Source organism: Allokutzneria multivorans (assembly GCF_039537405.1).
Lineage (GTDB): Bacteria > Actinomycetota > Actinomycetes > Mycobacteriales > Pseudonocardiaceae > Allokutzneria > Allokutzneria multivorans.
On record NZ_BAABAL010000005.1, the window covers coordinates 1120717 to 1140090 of the forward strand.

At 69.2% G+C, this 19374-nt stretch carries 25 protein-coding genes; 19 read left to right on the forward strand and 6 right to left on the reverse strand.

The annotated features are described in order from the left end of the window. Positions 1-7: 7 nt before the first annotated feature. Both ABD798_RS09315 and ABD798_RS09320 read left to right on the forward strand, forming a co-directional pair. Positions 8-154: a hypothetical protein gene (locus ABD798_RS09315; protein WP_168200670.1), complete on the forward strand. Its 147-nt coding sequence runs from the start codon at positions 8-10 to the stop codon at positions 152-154. A gap of 310 nt (positions 155-464) precedes the next feature. Continuing rightward, positions 465-602: a hypothetical protein gene (locus ABD798_RS09320; protein WP_344872686.1), complete on the forward strand. Its 138-nt coding sequence runs from the start codon at positions 465-467 to the stop codon at positions 600-602. Here ABD798_RS09320 and ABD798_RS09325 read toward each other — a convergent pair. Further along, positions 576-1505: an NAD-dependent epimerase/dehydratase family protein gene (locus tag ABD798_RS09325; protein WP_344872688.1), complete on the reverse strand. Its 930-nt coding sequence runs from the start codon at positions 1503-1505 to the stop codon at positions 576-578. The genes ABD798_RS09320 and ABD798_RS09325 overlap by 27 nt on opposite strands. 69 nt (positions 1506-1574) lie before the next feature. After that, on the reverse strand, positions 1575-2198 hold the full coding sequence (locus tag ABD798_RS09330) for a TetR/AcrR family transcriptional regulator (RefSeq protein ID WP_344872690.1): 624 nt from the start codon (positions 2196-2198) through the stop codon (positions 1575-1577). Positions 2199-2277: 79 nt separating this feature from the next. Between ABD798_RS09330 and ABD798_RS09335 the strand changes: the two genes are divergently transcribed. Continuing rightward, positions 2278-2778, forward strand: coding sequence for a PH domain-containing protein (locus tag ABD798_RS09335; RefSeq protein WP_344872692.1), 501 nt, complete (start codon positions 2278-2280; stop codon positions 2776-2778). Then, entirely contained in the window at positions 2775-4241 is a 1467-nt protein-coding gene (locus tag ABD798_RS09340) for a PH domain-containing protein (RefSeq protein WP_344872694.1), read from the forward strand. Before ABD798_RS09335 ends, ABD798_RS09340 begins: the two co-directional genes overlap by 4 nt. On the opposite strand, the gene ABD798_RS09345 is transcribed toward ABD798_RS09340, so the two are convergent. After that, entirely contained in the window at positions 4233-5618 is a 1386-nt protein-coding gene (locus tag ABD798_RS09345) for an NsdA family TPR-like regulatory protein (RefSeq protein ID WP_344872696.1), read from the reverse strand. The genes ABD798_RS09340 and ABD798_RS09345 overlap by 9 nt on opposite strands. A gap of 423 nt (positions 5619-6041) precedes the next feature. Between ABD798_RS09345 and ABD798_RS09350 the strand changes: the two genes are divergently transcribed. Continuing rightward, positions 6042-6179 carry a hypothetical protein gene (locus tag ABD798_RS09350; RefSeq protein WP_344872698.1) on the forward strand — a complete coding sequence of 46 codons (138 nt, stop codon included), beginning with the start codon at positions 6042-6044 and terminating at the stop codon, positions 6177-6179. A 68-nt stretch (positions 6180-6247) separates the two neighbouring features. Beyond that, positions 6248-6511, forward strand: coding sequence for a DivIVA domain-containing protein (locus ABD798_RS09355; protein WP_344872700.1), 264 nt, complete (start codon positions 6248-6250; stop codon positions 6509-6511). Positions 6512-6677: 166 nt separating this feature from the next. Here ABD798_RS09355 and ABD798_RS09360 read toward each other — a convergent pair whose 3' ends face one another. The 3 genes from ABD798_RS09360 to ABD798_RS09370 are packed head-to-tail and all read right to left on the reverse strand — an operon-like array spanning position 6678 to position 10161. Continuing rightward, positions 6678-7142 (reverse strand): hypothetical protein, encoded by a 465-nt coding sequence (locus ABD798_RS09360; RefSeq protein WP_344872702.1) that lies wholly within the window; start codon positions 7140-7142, stop codon positions 6678-6680. 45 nt (positions 7143-7187) lie between these two features. After that, positions 7188-9710 carry a PEP/pyruvate-binding domain-containing protein gene (locus ABD798_RS09365; protein WP_344872704.1) on the reverse strand — a complete coding sequence of 841 codons (2523 nt, stop codon included), beginning with the start codon at positions 9708-9710 and terminating at the stop codon, positions 7188-7190. Next, the gene (locus ABD798_RS09370) at positions 9682-10161 is read right to left on the reverse strand and encodes a MarR family winged helix-turn-helix transcriptional regulator (protein ID WP_344872706.1); all 480 of its coding nucleotides are present in this window, start codon (positions 10159-10161) and stop codon (positions 9682-9684) included. The genes ABD798_RS09365 and ABD798_RS09370 overlap by 29 nt, the downstream gene beginning before the upstream one ends. Positions 10162-10324: 163 nt before the next feature. On the opposite strand from ABD798_RS09370, the gene ABD798_RS09375 reads away from it, so the two are divergent. From ABD798_RS09375 to ABD798_RS09435, 13 genes are all read left to right on the forward strand, one after another. After that, the gene (locus ABD798_RS09375) at positions 10325-10966 is read left to right on the forward strand and encodes a phosphatase PAP2 family protein (RefSeq protein WP_344872708.1); all 642 of its coding nucleotides are present in this window, start codon (positions 10325-10327) and stop codon (positions 10964-10966) included. A gap of 1 nt (position 10967) precedes the next feature. Further along, positions 10968-11768, forward strand: coding sequence for an SAM-dependent methyltransferase (locus tag ABD798_RS09380; protein ID WP_344872710.1), 801 nt, complete (start codon positions 10968-10970; stop codon positions 11766-11768). Between the two features lie 181 nt (positions 11769-11949). Next, positions 11950-12444: a hypothetical protein gene (locus tag ABD798_RS09385; protein WP_344872712.1), complete on the forward strand. Its 495-nt coding sequence runs from the start codon at positions 11950-11952 to the stop codon at positions 12442-12444. A gap of 92 nt (positions 12445-12536) precedes the next feature. Next, positions 12537-13904 carry a serine hydrolase domain-containing protein gene (locus ABD798_RS09390; RefSeq protein WP_344872714.1) on the forward strand — a complete coding sequence of 456 codons (1368 nt, stop codon included), beginning with the start codon at positions 12537-12539 and terminating at the stop codon, positions 13902-13904. Then, positions 13889-14410: a GNAT family N-acetyltransferase gene (locus ABD798_RS09395; RefSeq protein ID WP_344872716.1), complete on the forward strand. Its 522-nt coding sequence runs from the start codon at positions 13889-13891 to the stop codon at positions 14408-14410. The genes ABD798_RS09390 and ABD798_RS09395 overlap by 16 nt, the downstream gene beginning before the upstream one ends. A gap of 240 nt (positions 14411-14650) precedes the next feature. Further along, positions 14651-14965, forward strand: coding sequence for a PadR family transcriptional regulator (locus ABD798_RS09400; protein ID WP_344872718.1), 315 nt, complete (start codon positions 14651-14653; stop codon positions 14963-14965). After that, positions 14962-15225 carry a hypothetical protein gene (locus tag ABD798_RS09405; protein ID WP_344872720.1) on the forward strand — a complete coding sequence of 88 codons (264 nt, stop codon included), beginning with the start codon at positions 14962-14964 and terminating at the stop codon, positions 15223-15225. The genes ABD798_RS09400 and ABD798_RS09405 overlap by 4 nt, the downstream gene beginning before the upstream one ends. Before the next feature lie 42 nt (positions 15226-15267). Continuing rightward, a complete protein-coding gene (locus ABD798_RS09410) occupies positions 15268-15642 on the forward strand; it encodes a PIN domain-containing protein (protein WP_344872722.1) in 375 nt (124 codons plus the stop codon). Positions 15643-15699: 57 nt separating this feature from the next. Further along, positions 15700-15921, forward strand: coding sequence for a hypothetical protein (locus ABD798_RS09415; protein ID WP_344872724.1), 222 nt, complete (start codon positions 15700-15702; stop codon positions 15919-15921). Between the two features lie 499 nt (positions 15922-16420). Then, positions 16421-16666 (forward strand): hypothetical protein, encoded by a 246-nt coding sequence (locus tag ABD798_RS09420; protein ID WP_344872726.1) that lies wholly within the window; start codon positions 16421-16423, stop codon positions 16664-16666. A 2-nt stretch (positions 16667-16668) separates the two neighbouring features. Then, entirely contained in the window at positions 16669-17004 is a 336-nt protein-coding gene (locus tag ABD798_RS09425; RefSeq protein ID WP_344872728.1) for a hypothetical protein, read from the forward strand. A gap of 61 nt (positions 17005-17065) precedes the next feature. After that, a complete protein-coding gene (locus tag ABD798_RS09430) occupies positions 17066-18910 on the forward strand; it encodes an NHL domain-containing thioredoxin family protein (RefSeq protein WP_344872730.1) in 1845 nt (614 codons plus the stop codon). Positions 18911-19018: 108 nt separating this feature from the next. Further along, positions 19019-19339, forward strand: coding sequence for a GroES family chaperonin (locus ABD798_RS09435; protein ID WP_344872732.1), 321 nt, complete (start codon positions 19019-19021; stop codon positions 19337-19339). The last annotated feature ends 35 nt before the right edge of the window (positions 19340-19374 follow it).

The following is a 19374-nucleotide window of genomic DNA, read 5'->3' on the forward strand; positions in this document are numbered from 1 at the left end:
AACTCAGATGAACCTCGTCGCGAAGATGCGTGCTCGTCGTGCCGACAACCGGACCCGCCGTGCCGTGAACCGCGCGATCGACGGCGCGGCCACCCCGGCCCTGCGTCACGAACTGATGGTCATTGCCAGCCAGCAGGTGACCACCCTCCGCTGAGGCAACTGGGCGGCGGACGTTCGCCGGCGACCTCGACCGCCGGCTCGAGCGGCCCTCCCGCCGCCTCGCCCAACGGAGTTACCAGCGCCCCTGAGCGGCCTCCCGCCGCCCAGGGGCGCTTTCACATCTCCAGACGTCACGCCGCTTCTATGTCCGCCAAACGTGACCTAGGTCACATCCACGGCAGGGTGTAACAACTTCGGGCGCGGTAGCGATGACCACTATGACCCCGCGATGCTGTCGGACCCCCGACCTGGCAGCACCGCGGGGTTTCCCATGTCCGCGACACCTGTCCGGCACGATGACCGCTGTGAAGCGCGACGAGTTCTGGAAAGTCGTCGGACTGGCCGCCATCGCGGCCGTCGCCCTCGGCGCCCTGCTGTCCGTCGGGATCTCGGTGTTCGCCGAGGTCGCGGACTGGTTAGTGCAGCGCATGTCCAACGGATAGCGCGCGGTCGTCCTCGTCGAAGTTCTCGTCCCAGTGCTCGGGCGGGTTCTCCAGGTGCCAGCTGACCGAGCGCTCGATGCCGAACTCGACCGGAGCGGGCCGCCAGCCGAGCAGCTCGCGCGCCTTCGAGCTGTCGAAGAGCAGGTGCTGCGCGTGCGCCCTGGTCAGCGCCAGGTCCGCGGGCACGAACTCGCTCGGCACCTCGACCAGCTCCGCCTCGTGCCCGGTCGCGGCCAGGATCTGCCGGACCCAGGTCCCGAGGTCGTGCGTGCGCGGCTCGCCGATGTTGAAGATCTCGCCAGGCGCGCGGGGGTTGCCGAGCGCGGCGAGCACGGCCGCCGCGACCTCGCCGACGTAGCAGCGGGTCCACAGCCAGTTCGCCGGGCCGATCGGGATCTGCTTGCGCTCCGCGCGGACCCGGCGCAGCACGAACTCCTCCCGGAGCTGCGGGTCGTGCTCGCCGTAGACGGCGGCCAGGCGCAGGATCGTCCCGCCGCGCTCCAGGTACGCCGGTTCGACGTCGAGCTTGTCGTAGTCGTCGAGGCCGATGCCTTCGCCGTGGTGGGGGAAGCGGTGCTCGCGCAGCGCGCTCTCCTCGAACAAGGGCGTCGGCTCACCGCTTGTGCCCGCTCGGAACAGCTCGAACGCGCGGTAGACGTCGGCGCTGGACAGCGCGATGAGCTGCGCGTCCGGCAGGTGCGGCAGCACGGCGCTCACGTCCACCCAGCTCAGCGCGTCGGTGTCGACCACCGCCTCCGGCCCGAACGCCCGCACCTCCGCCGCGACCGATGCGAAGGCCTCGCGCTCGGTGTGCACGACGAGGACGTCATCGCCGCGCGCGAGCAGCTCCTCGGCGATGCGCCTGCCGATGAACCCGGTGCCGCCGAGAACGACCACTCGCATGGCCTCATCCGAGCACGAGTCGAGCAGTCTTGCAGTCCCGCTGTCGCCGTTCCCGGGAATCGGTGCCGACTAACGTTTCGTTTCGTGTGCGGCACCTGGTGCGCCGAACAAGGTGTCCAGGTGACGCATGGCCATCTCCAACGCTTCCTCGGCCGTGTGCAGGCCGAGGTGGTAGTAGCTGGTGAGGCCGTCGATCACGCTCATCATGATCATGCCCTCCCGCCGCGGGTCCCGGTCGGCCGGGATCTCGCGGCGCTCGCGCGCGGCGCTGAGCTGCTGCTCGAAGAAGTCCAGCAGCTTGCGCGCGCCCTCCTGTGAGTGCGCCAGCAGCCGCTCGTTGTCCAGCGCCTCCACGTAGAAGCTGATGTTGATGCGGCTGCCCTGCCGCTTGCGGTCGTCCAGCGGCAGCATCTCCGCGACGCACATCCGCAGGATCTGGTGCGGGGTGCGCTCTTCCAGCGCCATGACGCGTTCCGTCACGCGCTCGGTGACCTTCTGGCTGATGAAGTCCATGGCGAAGACCAGCATGTCCTCGCGGGTGCCGAAGTAGTGCTGGAGCTGCCCGAGTGACATCCCCGCCCCGCGCGCGGTGTCCCGCAGGCTCACCCGGTCCAGGCCCCGTTCGCCCGCCAGCTTCCACAGCGCGCTGACGATCGCCGCGCGCCGCTCCTCGTGGTCCACCTGCTTCGGCACTGAGCCAGCCTATACCAATACGTTTGACTTATTACAGCTGACTTAATACGGTCGACTTGAAACCGAGGGGGAGACCGCCGTGAACCTGAGACCACCCGCCAACCGGGTCGACCCGCGTGCCCGCCGCTGGTGGAGCGCGCAGGCGTGGGCGTCGCTCGCGGCGCCGATGCTGCTGGTCGCGCTGACGATGTTCGTGCTGTCGCTGCTGTTCTTCCCGAGCGCTCTGGGGTGGCTCGGACCGTTGCTGCTCGTGGTGCTCGTCGTGCCGGGGCTGCTGTACGCGCTGGTCATGCCGTCGTGGCGGTACCGCGTGCACGCCTGGGAGCTGGGCTCGAAGGCCGTCTACGCCGCGTCCGGCTGGTTCTGGCAGAAGCACCGCGTGACACCGCTGTCCCGCGTGCAGACCGTCGACACCACGCAGGGCCCGATCCAGCGCGCGTTCGGCCTGGCCACGGTCGTGGTGACGACCGCGTCGACGCACGGCGACGTGAAGATCGCCGGGCTCGCCGCCGAGGACGCCGAGGACCTGGCCCGCCGCATCGGTGAGGCCGCCGAGGTCGTCCCGGGTGATGCCACATGAGCTGGCAGAAACTCGATCGCCGCACCGTCGCGGTGCACTGCGCGTGGCTCGCCGCGCCGCTCGCCTCCTTCGTGCTGACGCTGCTCGCCACCGGCGGCGACGTCGGCCTCCGCGGCTGGCTCACCCTGGCCGGGATCACGGTGGGGTTCTTGGTGATCACCGTCTACGGCGTGGCGCGGCTGACCACCACGCGGTACCGGATCTCCGCGTCCACCTTCGAGCTGCGCACCGGCGTGCTCCACCGCCGTCGCCGCTCGATCGCGTTGGAGCGCGTGCGCAACGTCGACCTCACCGCGAGCCCCGTGCACCGCCTGTTCGGCCTCGTCGTGCTCCGCGCGGGCACCGCGGCCTCCGACGGCGGCACCGAACTCGTGCTCGACGCGCTGAGCAAGGCCGAGGCGCACCGGCTCCGCGAGGAACTGCTCGCGCGCGCCGACCGCACCCACGCGGACGATCCGGTCATCGCCACGATGAACTGGAAGTGGCTTCGCTACGCGCCTTTGACGTTCTGGGTCTTCGGCGGGCTGCTCATCGTGGGCGGCGGGGCGGCTCGGCTGCTGAACGGTCTGGGCGTCAAGTGGTGGGAGCTCGGCTTCGCCAAGGAGGCGTTCAGCGCCTTCGGCCACAGCGCCCTGTGGCTCACGATTCCCTTGCTGGCACTGGGACTCACGCTGCTCGGGGTGATCGGCGCGATCGCGGTCTACGTCGAGACGTGGTGGTCCTACCGCCTGGAGTGGACGGACGCGGAAACCCTCCAGGTGCGGCGCGGCCTGTTCACCACTCGCCTCGTCTCCATCGAGCGCCGCAGGCTGCGCGGGTCCAAGCTCCGCGAGCCCCTGCTGCTGCGCGCCGGTGGCGGAGCACTCGTGGACGCGGTCGCCGGAGGGCTCGGCAACGAGGAGGAGACCCGTCGTCGCAGCTCCGTGCTGCCCCCGTCCCCGCGCACCGAAGCCTCTCGCGTCGCGCTCGACGTGCTCGGCCTCCCCCAGGACACCGCTCCCGTCCTGCGCGCGCACCCCGCCGTTGCGCGCCGTCGCCGGATCGTGCGCGGCTTCGTCTTCGTGACGCTGCCGGTCACTTTTGTGCTGCTGCTCTTGGGTTTCCTGCTGACCAGCGTGCTCGTGCACGTCGCGTGGATCTTCTTCGTCATCGCCGCGCCCATCACCGCGTGGCTCGGCCTCGACGCTTACCGCAACCTCGGTCACGGCATCTCCGGCGCACACCTGGTGATCCGCTCCGGAGTGTTCAGCAGGGACACCGTTTTCCTTCAGCGCGAAGGGATCCTGTCCTGGAGCTTCGGCAGCAACCCCTTCTCGCGCCGCGCCGGTCTCGTCACCGCCACCGCCGCCGTCGCAGCGGGCGAGCAGGGCTACCGCGTCCGCGACCTCGCCGCGACCGACGCCGTCGACTTCGCCCAGACCGTGACCCCCGACTTCCTCACCGAGTTCCTGGCCTCACGATGAACGGCGCCATTCGCGCAGTTTTTCGTCCAAAGTGGACAGATCCTTGCCGCGCAGCAGGACGCGCGCGTGCAGCCCCTTGATCCGCTCTTCGGCACGTGCGGAGGACAGCGTTCCCAGAGCGCTCAACGCTTCCGAGGTCACGGCCTCCGCGTGCTCGTACTCTTCGAGTTCGACGTACGCGGCGGCCAGGTGAATCCGCGTCTTGGCCTTCGCGGTGGCCCTGTCCGGCGGCAGCGCGTGCAGCGCCCGCTCCAGCATCGCGGTCCCCTGGCGCGGCCGACCCGCGTCGCGAAGGCACTGCCCCACATCCGAGAGCAGGTCGGTCTCACCGTAGAAGCCCAGCCACTCCGGCTCCGGGTTTCCCTTGCGCTCGAACGCCTTCCGCGCGTTCTCGGTCGCGGTGATCGTCGCGGCGGAGTCGCCCAGGAAGGCGAAACACCGCGCTTCGATGGCGTGCAGGTAGGCCGTGACCGCAGGAGTGGCGCGGTCCTCCGCCACCCGCAACGCCGACCTTGCGAGCGCTGCCGCGTGCTGACCGCTCCGCGTGGCTTCCGCCGCATCCGTCGTGGCCTGAGCGACGTCGACCGTCATCCGGCTCATCTCGGCCAGCACGTTCGCCGCGTAGGGCCGGTCGTCCGCGTGTGTGGCCAGGTTCAGAGCCTGCGCGTAGTAACGCCGCGCCAACGCGTGCCGCCCGGCATCGACCGAGGTGAGCCCCGCGAGCCAGGTTGCTTGTGCCACAGTGGAATAGAGCATTGGCGCGATGTCGTCTGAGTATCGCCCGTGCAGCACTCGCGCCGCGTTGTGGTGGAGAAGGTGAACGACCTGTTCGCGGGTGGCGCCACCACCGTAGCGCCGTCCCTGCCGCTCGAAGTGCCGCACGGTTTCCTGAAGCGCTTGAACGTCTGACAGGCCGATCCGATCACCGTTGCCCGGCGCTCGCCCTGGCTCGGGTGGCAGCGCTGTGGCCAGGAATGCGGGTTCGGAGAACGCGGCAGCCGCGAATCCGGAGCCCAAGAGGAAGTTCCGCCTGTTGACATCCCGCCCTGACAGCTCAGCCACGGTGTCGATCGTGCCATCGATCGACCGCGAGTAGCGAAAACCGTCGAACGTGTCGGAGTCATCGTCCGCGCGGGCCTCCCAACCGCAGTCGGGGAGGCGGACGGGATAGCCCAGACGTCGGGAGAGCACCTGCGCGACCAGCCTCGGAACCGGCGACCGAGGCAAGCACCCGTCGAGCATTCTCGTGACGGACGTCGTGCTCGTGCCGAGGTGGATTCCCTGTTCCGCACCGGCTTTCACGATCGCGCGGGCCAGCGCCGAGCTGCTGAGCCCGGCTTCGGACAACAGGCGCCGCAGCGCCGTGTTCCCACCCATGCGCTTGATGGTCGCGCCGTGCGGTTCCTTTGTGAAGTCGCCCGTCCGAAGTAGGACCCAAGTGAGACGAGTGCGTTTGTTCGGCTCGTTCGGTCGCGTTCAGGCACTTACCGGTACGGCAAAGGGGCGCTGTTCTTGCGGTGAGCGGTCGTGTCGGCACCGCCTGCGGATCGGTGGCTCTGAGCGGGGGTTTTTCGAGATGGTCAGCGATAACATGGCTTGCGATCACGTTTTTCGTGCTGATCCGGACGGTATTTGGATCTGTATTCACTGTGGGAAGCGAATGTGAGCTGCGCGAAGCCCTGTGCTCGTCGTGCGTCCAGCCCTGTGCTGTGGCGGTACGAATTCGGGCACACTTTTCGATGGATCAAAGGCGCTCCGTGCGTCGACGTCTACGAGGGAAACTATTCCGACGGTCGGCTCGTGCTCCTCGTGCGCAGCGGTGAACTGCCCGAGTGCACGAACCACGCCCAGTTCGTCGAGGGCATTCCGGTTGTTCCGCTGACCTGGTCCGAGAACGTGTTCACCCGCGTGGTCCGGGCATGGGGCGCGCAGCGCTGAGCGTTCGAGTGGCCGGAGCGGGGAAGGGCGCCAATACTTTCGGCGGGTTGCTCGTTGGGAGGACTGGGATGGGTCTCACCGCGGACGAGGTCCGGGACAAGCGCTTCTCCAGGGCGCGGCTCGGGCGGCGCGGCTACAGCGAGGTCGAGGTCATCGGGTTCCTGGCCGAGGTGGCGAACACCCTCGACGGCCAGGGCGAGGTGAGCGCGGCGCAGGTGCACAACATCGCGTTCAGCACCTCGCTCGGCGTCGGCGGCTTCGACGAAGAAGAGGTCGACACCTATCTGGACCTCATCGAGGACGAGCTCGCGGCGCGGGCGGAGACGGGCTAGCGCCCGGCCAGCCGTCGGGTTTGCCGGTCTTCAAGACCCGCAAACCCCCACCCGAGCAGTCTTCAACGACAGCAAACCTCGTGAGGCTGCTGGGTTTGGGGCGGTTAGCGATGATCCACAGGGGGGTTTGGTGGTCTTGAAGACGCCCCGCCTTCCGCCTGTGAGATCAGGAGTTTCGTTGGTGCAGGCGTAGCCGCACGGACTCCGACGTGACACCGCCATCGGCGTGCCGGACGAGCTTTCCCCTGCTGACGAGGTCGTACACGCCCTGCTTGGAGATGCCGAGCATGGCGCCCGCGGTCGAGTACGACAGGCCGTCGGCGGTCGGGTGACCGATCCGGTGCGCGACGACCTGCCCGAGCGGGGCCCGCCACCACGCCGCGGGCGGGTCGAACGGGCCGTCGCTCGGGTACAGCGTCGCGACCAGGCGCATCGCGGTCCGGGTCGCGATCTCCAGGTCGGGACCGAGCAGCTCCCGCGCCCAGACCGCCGCCTGCTCCCCCGCCTTGCGCTCCAGCTTGGTCAGCGTCCAGTCCGTGCCGAGCAGGATCTCCAGTGGGTCGAGCAGGTGGCCGGACACCAGGCGGGCCAGGTGCTGCGTCAGCGCTTCCTCGGTCACCTCAAGGGTCATCGCGAGCCTCCTTGACGGCGACCGTAAAGTACTTGACGGTAGGCGTCAAGACACCTCGACCGAGCCGCTGGAGCCGTGCACGGTGATGGTCTGACCAGTGACGATCTCCTGCGTGGCGCGTGCGACACCGACCACGGCGGGGATGCCGTACTCCCGCGCGACGACCGCTCCGTGCGAGTTCGGGCCGCCCATCTCCATCACCAGCCCGCCCGCCGTCAGGAACAGCGGCGTCCACCCGGGATCGGTCGACGGCGCCACCAGGATCTCGCCGGGGTGCAGCTCCGCGCCGACCGGATCGAGGATCACCCTGGCCACCCCGGTGACCGTGCCGGGAGAAGCACCGGTCCCGCAGAGCGCCCCGTCGACCGCCGCGCCGAGCGCCTCCGGTTCGGTGCCGTCGGAGAGCAGCATCCTGGGCACGTGGCGCCTGCGCCGCTCGCGCTCGTAGTCCGACCTCCGCTCAGCGATGAGCGCGGTGAAGTCCTTGCCCTGCAACGCTTCCCTGGCCTCGCGGAAGTCGAGGAAGAACACGTCGTCGGCGGTCGCGATCGTGCCGGACGAGGCCAGTTCGGCGCCGACGAGCTTGAGCTGCTCGCGGACGCGGGCGAACGCCAGCACCAAGCAGTACTTCGGCAGCTCGCGGACTCCGGCCAGCGCGCGGATGCGGCGCAGCGCCGCGCGCACCAGGCCCCCGCGCCGCCCGGCACGCCTGGCCAGCTCCTCGATCATCGCCTCGGCCTCGGCCACACCCTTCTCGAACTGCTTGTCGGCGGCCCACTCCGGATCGTCGACGCGGCGGTAGTTGGCGATCATGCCGCGCACGTGCGCCGGATCTTCTGACCAGCGCGGGACACCCAGGTCGATCTCGGCGACCGCGCGGTGGCCGTACTTGGCCAGGAAGCGGTCGAGATCGCCGTCCGAGCCGTGCTTGGCGATCCGCCACAGCTCCAGGTCCATCTCCGTGGTGACGTTGTGCGGCATGCCTTTCAGCACCACGCGGACGTCGTCGACGGAGCCGGGGTCGCCGATGATCTTCGGCATCGTGGCGATCAGCGCGAAGGTGCCGAGCACGACCGGCATGATGCGCACGACCCTCGGGATCGTGATGTCGGTGAAGATCCGCGTGATGAAGTCCAGCCGCTGTTCCGCGGTCAGCCCCGGCCGGGTCCTGGTGAGCTGGTCGATCTCCTCCGCGTGCCGGAAAGCGTTGGCGCGCACGGTTTCTGGACGCAGAAGCGCGTGCGCGGCCCTGGGCGGGGCACCGAGCCGCACGGCGGTCTTGACGAGCTTGCGCAGCGTGGGGCCGCGCTTGGTGGTGGTGAGCGCGAACCTCGGGTCCTCGGTGAGCTGCTGGAAGATCTCCGCCGACCTGGCCTCCATCATGCCGAACAGGCGCGGGATGAACGTCCTGCCGACGGGGTTGCGCAGCGCCGTGGTGATGTCGACGTAGATGCGCCCCGCGCTGTGCGTGAAGATCGGAGGCCCGTCCAGGGGATCAGCGACGGGGATGCCCGCGCGCCGGGCGCCGGCTCCCATCGCCAGTTGCATGCCCGCGAGGCCCGCCGGGGTGAAGGGCGCGAACACGCCCTGCGCAACGTTGGCCGAGAAGTACGCGCGCAGACCGTCCCTTGTGGACTCAGGAATCGGGTACAGCGTGGTGATCGGGCGGGATTGGGTGAGCCACAGCGTGCCGTCGGAGTCCAGTGCCCACTCCGTGTCCTGCGGCGAGCCGTAGTGGTCCTGCGCGCGCTTTCCCAGCTCCACCAGCTGCTTCAGCTGCGCGTCGGTCAGGCAGTAGTCCTCTGTGGACAGTTCGACGTGCTCCGTCCCACCGCCCGCCCTCGACCGGATCGCCATGTGCTTGTCGCCGATCCTGCGGTCGAGCACGCGCCCGTCCGCCGCCACCACGAAGTGATCCGGGTTCACCGCGCCGGACACCACTGCCTCGCCGAGGCCCGGACTGGCGTCGACCACGAACTCCGAGCGCGTGCCCGTCACCGGGTTCGCCGTGAACATCACGCCCGCCACCTCGGCGTCGACCATGCGCTGCACGACGACCGCGAGGTGCACGGTGCTCTGGTCGATGTCGTTGGAGTCGCGGTAGCTCACCGCGCGGTCGGTCCACAGCGAGGCCCAGCACCTGCGCACGGCGTCCAGCACCGCGTCAGTGCCGACCACGTTGAGATAGGTGTCCTGCTGCCCGGCGAAGCTCGCGTTCGGCAGGTCCTCCGCCGTGGCCGACGAGCGCACGGCCACCGGCACGTCCTCGCCGAGCGCGCGGTAGGCGCTGCCGATCTGCTCGGCCAGGTCGGCCGGAACCGTTGCGGTGCACAGCATTTCCCGTGCTGCGGCGGGTTCGTGCTGGTGGACGGGACCGGTGACCTCGATCATCCGCCGGTAGGCGTCCGTCGTGACGCAGAAGCCCGGCGGAACCGGGATGCCCGCGTTGATCAGCTCTCCCAGGTTGGCGGCCTTCCCGCCGACCAGCTCGCCCATGGTGCCGTCGAGCGCGGCCAGGTCCACGACCACCTCGCGCCGGCTAGTCCCCCGTTGCTTGCCCGTGCTCATCGCGATGTCTCCTCGCGGCCTCGGCCAGCAGGGTCGTCGACCGCGCGACGGTCCGCTGGTCCTCCTCTGACAGGTACGCCATCAGCTCCAGCTGCGCCTCGGCCCGCCTGCGCTCGAAGCCGCGCAGGAACTCCCGCCCCTCGTCGGTGAGGTGCACCCGCTTGGCCCTGCGGTCCTCGGTGTCCTCGCGCCTGCCGACGAGGCCCCGCGCGACCAGCTGTTCGACCATCCGGCTCGTCGCCGAGACGGAACGGCCGACGTGGTCGGCGAGGTCCTTGACGGTGGGCGTCCGGCCCGCGTCGAGCACGTAGAGGGTGGCGACGTGGACGAGCTGGAGGTCCCCCGCCCCGCGAACCACCGAGACCAGGAACTCCGAGAGGAGCGCGCGGCGGACCGCGCCGATCTCCTCGGCGAGCCGGTCGCTGTCGTGGTCGTTCACGGAGTCCTCCACATGATTGCGTCCTTGCAACTAGTGCATGCATGCACGTTAGCGCGGGCGCGACGAGAAAATCAACGGTTGATGAAAAGATGGGCGCGAACGCTGCCCGTTGGGGAACTGGGATGATCGAGGCCGATGTGGTGTCCGCTGTTCACCGAGTGGGGGTAGCAACGCGATGCGGGACGTGTTATTTGACCTGATCAACGGCATGGCAGGCAGCAGCCCCGCCCTCGACGGGGTGATGCTCTTCGCCGCGGGGCCGCTGATCTACCTGCTGTTCGCGGCGGCCGGGATCGTCTCCCTGCTGGCCATGCGCAAGCGGGACCGGACCACGAACCTGTGGATGGTCGGTCAGGTCGGCGCGGCCCTGCTGCTCGGCTTCCTGGTGAACCGGGTGCTGCGGATGATGGCCTTCCACGAGCGGCCGTTCCAGACCCGCCCGGTCACCCAGCTCGTCGAGCACGAGCCCGGGGTGTCCTTCCCCAGCAACCACGCGACGGCCGCGATCACCGTCGCGCTCGTCGTCGGGATCTTCGTCTCCGCGCTGTGGGGCTGGCTGCTCGCGCTGCCCGCGCTGCTCGTCGCCTTCTCCCGCGTGTTCGTCGGAGTGCACTGGCCCTCGGACATCGTCATGGGCGGGATCGTCGGCGTCGTCGCGACGTTGATCGTGTGGTGGGCGGGGAAGCTGTTGTTGCGCAGGTACACCGAGGACGAGGTTGACGACGACGAGGACGACGACCTCGCCGAGCTCACCGCCGTCCTGCCGCGCGTCCCCGCCGCCGAGGAGACCGTTGTGCTGCCGAAGATCCGCCGCTGACGTGGACTGGGTGCCCGAGGACATCGACCTGACGCGGCCGAGCGCCGCGCGGATGTACGACCACTTCCTCGGGGGCTCGCACAACTTCTCCGTCGACCGCGAGGCCGCCGCAGCCGCTGAGCAGGCGTTCCCCGGGGTGCGGCTGGCCATCCGGGCGAACCGCTCCTTCCTCCGGCGCGCGGTGAAGTACCTGGTGGACAAGGGAATCCGCCAGTTCCTCGATCTGGGCTCCGGTATCCCGACGGTCGGCAACGTGCACGAGATCGCCCAGGGGGAGTGCCGGGGCGCGCGGGTGGTCTACGTGGACGTCGACCCGATCGCGGTCGGCCACGGGCGCCGCATCCTGGAGGGCAATCCGGACGCGGCCGCGGTGCGCGCCGACCTGCTCGACCCCGAGCAGGTGCTGGCTCAGCCCGAGGTGCGCGAGCTGCTGGACCTGGACGAGCCGCTGGCCGTGCTGATGGTCGCGGTGCTGCACTTCGTACCGGACGAGCAGGACCCGTGGGGCGTGGTCGCGGGCTACCTCGACCGGCTCGCACCCGGGAGCCACCTGGTCCTCTCGCACGGCACCAACGACGACTTCTCCGACGAGGAGAACTCCGGTTTCGAGACCGTGCGGAAGGTCTACCAGCGCACGGCGAGCCCGATCGTCGTGCGGACCGAAGCCGAGGTCGCGGCGTTCTTCACCTGCCTGGAGATGGTGCCGCCCGGCCTCGTGCGGCTCTCCGACTGGCGGCCGGACTCGGTGGAGCAGTGGAAGTCCTGGCGCTGCGGGATCGGCAGGAAGCCATCGCCCTGCTGAGCTGGGCCGATCGGATGACCGCGTTCACTCGCACCTGTTGAATCCATCCTGGCCACAGCCTTTCTTCGGTTCTTGTCGAAGTGTTTGGTGAGCTTTTTCCATTTGTCTCGCAACCCTGTTGCTGGTTGACCGTCTTCTCCTGTGTGGAAGTTGAGGGACTTCCGCTGAAGGAGAGAGAAAAATGAAGCGCACCTTTGCCGTCGCGGCCGTCGCATTCGGAGCTGTTCTTGTCGGATCGCTGGCGCATGCCGCTCCGTCGGGCCAGATCCTCGGACCGGAAGGATTCGACGGCCTCAAGCTCGGGATGTCCGTCCCTGACGCGTACCAGACCACGCTCCTGCATGTCTACCAGGGCGAAGACCCCGGTGCGGGGGTCAACCCCGCGTGCTCCAAGTTCGAGTTCCGCGCGGCGCCGAACGTGCTGCGCGTGTTGATCTCGCCCACCAAGGGGGTGGCCGTGATTGATGCTTACCCGGGCGTCCGCACTCCGCGTGGAATTGGAATCGGCTCCAGTCGAAAGGACCTGGTCGCCGCTTATCCGGAGTGGTCCGAAGGCCCGAACGGCCGCTGGGTTCCGGTTCCCGGAAATGCCAACGCCACTTATGCGATCGATGTCCAGGACGACAAGGTGATCCACATCGGCCTGTACCAGAACGGCCAGGACTGCTCGGAGTAGTCCTGCCGACCGAGCCGCCCGCCAACGGTTGGGCGGCTCCTCCGCATGTGGTGGACTGCCCTGGCGAAAAGCTGATCTGGGGAGGAACCCGCATGCCCGAGTTGTTGGCCGGTACTCAGCGCGCGCTCCTGCGCCGCCTCGCCGTCGACCAGAGCGAGAACCGCGTCCCGTCGATCGTCGCCGCCGTCGTGCGAGACGGAGCGCCGGTGTGGATCGGGGCTCGGGGACAGGTCGACGGTGCCGAGCCCACCTCGGACACGCAGTACCGGATCGGCTCGATCACCAAGACCTTCGTGGCCGCGCTCATCATGCGGCTGCGCGACGAGGGCAAACTCGACCTCAACGACCCGCTCGACCGCTTCGTGCAGGGCACGCCCGCCGGTGCGAGCACGATCGCGCAGCTGCTCTCGCACACCTCCGGGCTGACCGCCGAGTCTCCCGGCGAGTGGTGGGAGCGCGTCCCCGGCATGCCCGCCGACGAGCTGATCTCCTTGCTGGGCAAGCAGTCCGTGCCGCACCGCGCCGGTCGCCGGTTCCACTACTCCAACCTCGGCTTCGGCCTGCTCGGCGAGGTCATCGCCCGCGCGCGCGGGATGAGCTGGATGGAAGCCGCCGAGGCGGAGATCCTGCGGCCGCTCGGCCTCGGCCGCACCACGTTCCTCGCGCAGGCGCCGCACGCGCAGGGCTACGCCGTGCACCCGTGGGCCGACGTGCTGCTGCCGGAGCCCTCGCACGACGGCGGTTCCATGGCGCCTGCCGGGCAGCTCTGGTCGACCGCGACCGACCTGGCGCGCTGGGCGGCCTTCCTCGGCGGGGACACCGGCGACGTGCTGCACCCCGACACCGTCGCGGAGATGCGCGAGCCCGCGATCGTCGACGACGCCGACGAGTGGCGCGGCGGGCACGGCCTGGGCCTGCAACTCATGCGGCACAAGGGAAGGCGCGTCGCCGGGCACACCGGCTCGATGCCGGGCTTCCTGGCGACCGTGTGGGTCGACCCCAAGGACAGCACCGGTGTCCTGTTCCTCGCCAACACCACGACGGGCGGCGGGTACAACCTGCTCGCCGACTACTTCGACCTCATGGCGGAGCACGAGCCGCGCGTGCCCACGACGTGGACGCCGCTTCGTCAGTCCGAAGTGGACAGTGAGCTGCTCGCGCTGACCGGGCAGTGGTACTGGGGGCCGTCGGCCTACGCGCTGCGGCTGCGCCAGGGCGGCATGCTCGACCTGATGCCGATCAACGGCCGGGGCAGGGCTTCGCGCTTCCGCCTCGACGAGAACGGCGCGTGGATCGGGCTGGACGGCTACTACGCGGGCGAGGAACTGCGCGTGGTGCGCGGGGCCGACGGCGCGGTCAGCCACCTCGACCTCAACACGTTCATCTTCACCAGGACCCCCTACGACCCGAACGCGGCCGTTCCCGGTGGCGTGGACGAGGCCGGGTGGCGCGGTCTGTGATCGGGGACGGGCTCCAGCTCCGCCACCCCAGGCCGGAGGACCACCTCCGGCTGCTCGCCGTGCTGGACGAGTGGTGGGACGGGCTCGGCGGTGACGCGGGGTCGCAGCAGCGCGCGTTGTTGTTGCCCCGCCTGTACTTCCAGCACTTCACCACGACGAGCTGGTTGGTGGAGGACGAGCAGGACCGCCTCGTCGGCTTCCTCATCGGGTTCCTGTCCCAGACCGATCAGGAGGCCGCGTACGTCCACTTCGTCGGCGTGGACCCTGGGCTGCGTCGGTCCGGTCTCGCGCGCAGCCTCTACCAGTGCTTCTTCGACCTCGCGCGGGAGCACGGGCGGAGCCGGGTGCACTGCATCACCAGCCCGGCGAACACCACGTCGCTGGCCTTCCACACGGCCATGGGATTCCTCGTCGAGCAGAGCGAGAAGGTGGTCGACGGCGTGTGGGTGCAGCCGGACTACGACGGTCCCGGGTTGGACCGGATCTCCTTCGTGCGCAGGCTCTGACCTCTGGAAACCGTTGTCGGGGGGACCGCGTGGGTCCCCCCGACAAGGGGTTGGGTGAACGTCCCCCAGGTGAGTCCGACCCCCTCGGTCCAGACCCCTGCGATCACCCTGGTCCTGCTGCTCTTTTGTAATGCATGTGCATCGTATCCACGTTCCGCCACTCTTGGCAATGCGCTCGCATTGCCAAATTTTCGGCGCTGGTGGTACCTCGCTGCCAGAGCGTTCAAAGCGGTCAGTCAGATGCGGCGCGGTGCTCTCGAGCACTGCGTGCTGGCTCTGCTGCGGGACTCCCCGCGCTACGGCGTGGAACTCGTCCAGACGCTCGGCGCGAGCGGGGCCCTCACCACCAGCGAGGGCACCATCTACCCGCTGCTGTCCCGGCTGCGCCGCGACGGGCTCGTGGAGACGACCTGGCAGGAGTCGGTGTCGGGGCCACCCCGGCGCTACTACTCGCTGACCGAAGCCGGCCACGGCTCGCTCGCGGAGTTCACAGCGGAGTGGACCCGGTTCCGCGATGCCGTCGAAGGATTCCTGGCCCCCTCGGAGGGACGATGAAGGTGAAGGAAGAGCAACTCGTCCGCGAGTACCTCGACCGCCTCGGCCAGCCGGAGGAGATCGTCCGCGCCGCCCTTGAGGAGCAGCCCACGCCGCTTGCGCCTCCCGCCCCTGCGCCCGCCCCCGTTTCGTCCCCCGCCACACGGGTCGCACTGATCGTGGTGGGCGTCGTCGGGGCGCTCGTGGTGCTCATGATGCTTGCCGGAGTTGTTCTTTTCATGTCCTCCGGGGGCACTGGCGCTCCGCCCGTGCCGCAGTGAATCCGTTCGGCGGCGACGCGGAGTCCCTGGCACGCTCGGATCGTGGATGGGGACCCGCCGCTGCTGATCGTCGATGCCGCCAACGTCGTCGGCTCTGTTCCTGACGGGTGGTGGCGCGATCGGCGCGGCGCCAACGAGCGCCTCCGCGATTCGCTGATCCCTTTGCGCGACAACGGTTTGCCTTCGCTGTCCGGGCCCATCGAAGTCGTGCTCGTCGTCGAGGGCGCCGCTCGGGACGTCGCTGGCGTCGAAGGCGTTCGCGTGGTCTCCGCACCCGGCTCCGGCGATGACGCGATCGTGGACCTCGTGCGGTCCGCGCCTTCCCGGCACTGCGTCGTCGTCACCGCCGACCGCGAACTCCGCGCCCGCGTGACCGAGTTCGGTGCCGACCTCCTCGGCCCGCGCGCCGTCCGCTGACTCGTCAACCCCGTGGTGGTGAGCGCTGCCGAGTCGAGCAGGGGGTCAAGCTCAGACGTGAAGCTCCTTCTGTTCGAGCTTCTGGAGTACGGCTGCATATCGCTCGCCGACGTCGTGGCGTCGACGCAGCAGAGCACGGGCGGAGTGTTCAGGGTCGACGTGGTCCAGCACGCCGCGAACGCCACGGCACAGTTCGTATGGGACGGTGTGATCATCGCCGGAGACCTGGAAGACGACGGAGACCGCGCACTGAGCGTGCGTCGCGCTTTCAGCATCTGAGCGGTTGCCTGAATTGCGCACCCACGTCGGTGATTCCTCTTCGTCCGCTCGCGAATGAGCATGGCGAGAGTGCTTGTGCGAGGGGGAGCGCGATGCATCAGGTACTGGGAACGAACAGGCAACGCCTCGGCCAGTCGTGTCGAGGCTGATCCATGTCTCAGGGGGAGATTGGCGACCGCGTCCGAGTGGCGGCCGACGTCGTGCGAACCGCTCGCTCACGCGTGCTCGCCGCGCACCAGCTGTCCACAGACGCGCGAGGCGACTTGGTGGTTGCGGTGGATCGCCGAGTTCGCGGGGGGCGCTCATCACGGCCCTGACCGACTTTGCCAGCCGAATGGGGAGGACGGTTGCGGGCGCGTCAGCGGGGGCGCAGAAACCCGTCCAGCCGGTCACCGCGAGCGCTGCCCGGACGATGGGGAGATGGAAGGGCAAAACCGCCACCGAACATGTCCTCAACGGCGGCGAGGACATCGGCCACGCGCCGAAGGGGAGCAGAAGCATGCCCATCCGGCTGGTCGATACGGCCGCGGAGATCCACGAACTTCACGCGGCGCTCAGAGAAGGCGCGGTTGTGGTGGACAAGCCGCGCTATGACGGTGTCATGTACGAGTTTCCGAACAGAACGATCATGGGTTTTCGCACTCACAGCAGCAGCGGCGGCGACGATGATCCAACCCTGGACCTGAAGGTCCCCGGGAAGATCAAGGTGACGCTGAAGGTCCACATCGACGACGGACAGGGCTGATCATGAACTACGACGAGCTCAAGGAGTACGCGGCAGCGTCGCTGAAGTTCGATTGGATGTCGTTGCTGGACTTCGTGGTTGCTGCGCAAGACGGACTGAACGACGACGTGGACCCCGCAGAGGTGCTGCGGATCGCCGGGGCGAACGCCGCACGACTCGTCCGGGACGGGCTGATCGTTCCCGGGGACACCAAAGCCGGATTTCATCCTTGGCCGACCAGCCGAGAGGAGTCGGCCGCGCGGATCGAGGCGGAGGCCGGGGAAGCAGCGGTGAGCGGAGCGGAGCTGTACCCCGGCGACATCGCGTGGTTCGCCTCCCCGGACCAGACGGCGCCCTGATCGCGCTCCCACCATGTGAGCGTTGGAATGCCGTGCGGGGCAGGTCGTGTTCACTGCTGGTGTGACCTCTGCGAAGCCCCGCGCCCGGGTGCGCGCCCCTGAACTCACCGGTCGTGGCTGGCTGAACACCGGAGGGGCGGACGTCAAGCTCGCCGACCTGCGCGGCAAGGTCGTGCTCCTGGACTTCTGGACCTTCTGCTGCATCAACTGCCTGCACGTGCTCGACGAGCTCCGGCCGATCGAGGAGGAGTTCGCCGACGTCCTGGTCACCATCGGCGTGCACTCGCCGAAGTTCACGCACGAGGCCGATCCGGAGGCGCTGCGCGCGGCGGTCGAGCGCTACGAGGTGCACCACCCGGTGCTCGACGACCCGGAGCTGGGCACCTGGCAGCAGTACGCGGTGCGCGCCTGGCCGACGCTGGTCCTGGTCGACCCGGAGGGCTACGTGGTGCACGTGGCGGCGGGGGAGGGCCACGCCGAAGCGCTGCGCAGGGTGATCCGCGAGGTGATCGCCGAGCACGACGCCAAGGGCACGCTGCACAGGGGCGACGGCCCGTACGTCCCACCGCCCGCGCCGGAGACGGTGCTGCGCTTCCCGGCCAAGGCGATCCGCACGCCGAGCGGCTCGGTACTGGTGGCGGATTCGGGCAGGCACAGCCTCGCGGAACTGGACGAGAGCGGTGAGGACCTCTTGCGCCGCATCGGTTCTGGCGCGCGCGGGCGTGCGGACGGGGACGCGCCGACGTTCTCGGAGCCCAACGGTCTCGCCCTGCTGCCGCCCGAGGTCGCCGAGCGGGTGGGCTACGACGTGGTGGTCGCGGACACGGTGAACCACCTGCTGCGCGGGGTTCGGCTCGCGGACGGGCGAGTGTCCACTGTGGCCGGTACTGGGAACCAGTGGCGCGACGGGGAAACCGACGGCCCGGGACTTGAAGTCGATCTTACGAGCCCGTGGGACGTCGTGTGGTGGCCACCCGCGAACGGCGTTGTGGTGGCCATGGCAGGAAATCACACGATCGGGCTGTTCGATCCTTTGTCGGGCAACGTTTCCCGATTTGCCGGAACGACGGTGGAGGGCCTGCGGGACGGAGCGGCCGAGCAGGCGTTCTTCGCGCAGACCTCGGGCTTGGCCGCCGCGGAGGACCGGCTGTGGCTCGCCGACTCGGAGACCTCGGCGCTGCGCTGGATCGCCAAGGGCGACAACGGTTTCACGGTGCACACGGCGATCGGCGAAGGGCTGTTCGACTTCGGCCACCGGGACGGCCCGGCGAAGCAGGCGTTGCTGCAGCACCCGCTCGGCCTCGCGCTGCTGCCCGACGGCAGCGTCGCGATCTGCGACACCTACAACGGCGCGGTTCGCCGCTACGACCCGGTCACCGACGAGGTTTCCACACTCGCGACGGACGTCGCCGAGCCGTCGGGAGCGGTGGTCGTCGACGGTGAGCTGGTCGTGGTCGCCTCGGCGGCGCACCGCCTGGAACGGCCCGTTCCCCCTGGTGTGAGCGCGCGGCTGGTCGCCGGAGCGGCGCAGCAGGTGCGCAGGCTGCCCACGGACGTCACGCCCGGTGAGATCGAGCTGGTCGTGGTGTTCACGCCGCCTCCCGGCGAGAAGCTGGACGAGCGCTACGGCCCGCCCACCAGGCTGGAGATCACGTCCTCGCCGCCCGAACTGCTCGTCGAGGGCGCGGGCGCGAGCACCGGGCTGAGCCGCCGCGTGGTGATCGCCGAAGGCATCCCGTCCGGGGTGCTGCACGTGGTCGCGCAGGCGGCGAGCTGCGACGTCGAGGCGGAGCACCCGGTGTGCCGGTTGGCCCGTCAGGACTGGGGCGTCCCCGTCCGGGTGGACCAGCGGGGGCTGCGGCGGTTGCCGCTGGTCATGGGCGGAATGGACGAACAGGCCGAGTGATCCCCGTCACTGACCGGTGTCGTCCGCGCGCGTTACACCGCAACGAAGGTCTGGTGTGTGACCGGTATCCGTGGTAGCTCGCCCCGGCGCGCCCAGTAAACTCCGGTGGTGCCCGATGCCAAGCTCGAAATCCAGCTTCTCCACGATCGCGTCATGGTGAAAGTCGTGCGGGAGGCAGGGGAGCGGCGCAGCGGTGGTGGGATCGTGATCCCGGCAACCGCCCAAGTCGCGAAGCGCTTGTCGTGGGGCGAGGTGTTCGGGGTGGGCAACCACGTCAGGACCGTCAAGGTCGCTGACCGCGTGTTGTTCAACCACGAGGACCAGTTCGAGGTCGAAGTACAGGGCGAGGCTTACCTCGTGATGCGCGAGCGCGACCTGCACGCGGTCGCCAGCGAGCGGACCGAGCACGGTACGGGTCTGTATCTGTGAGTCGTGTTCTCGGAGTCCTCGTCGGCTGATCCGCC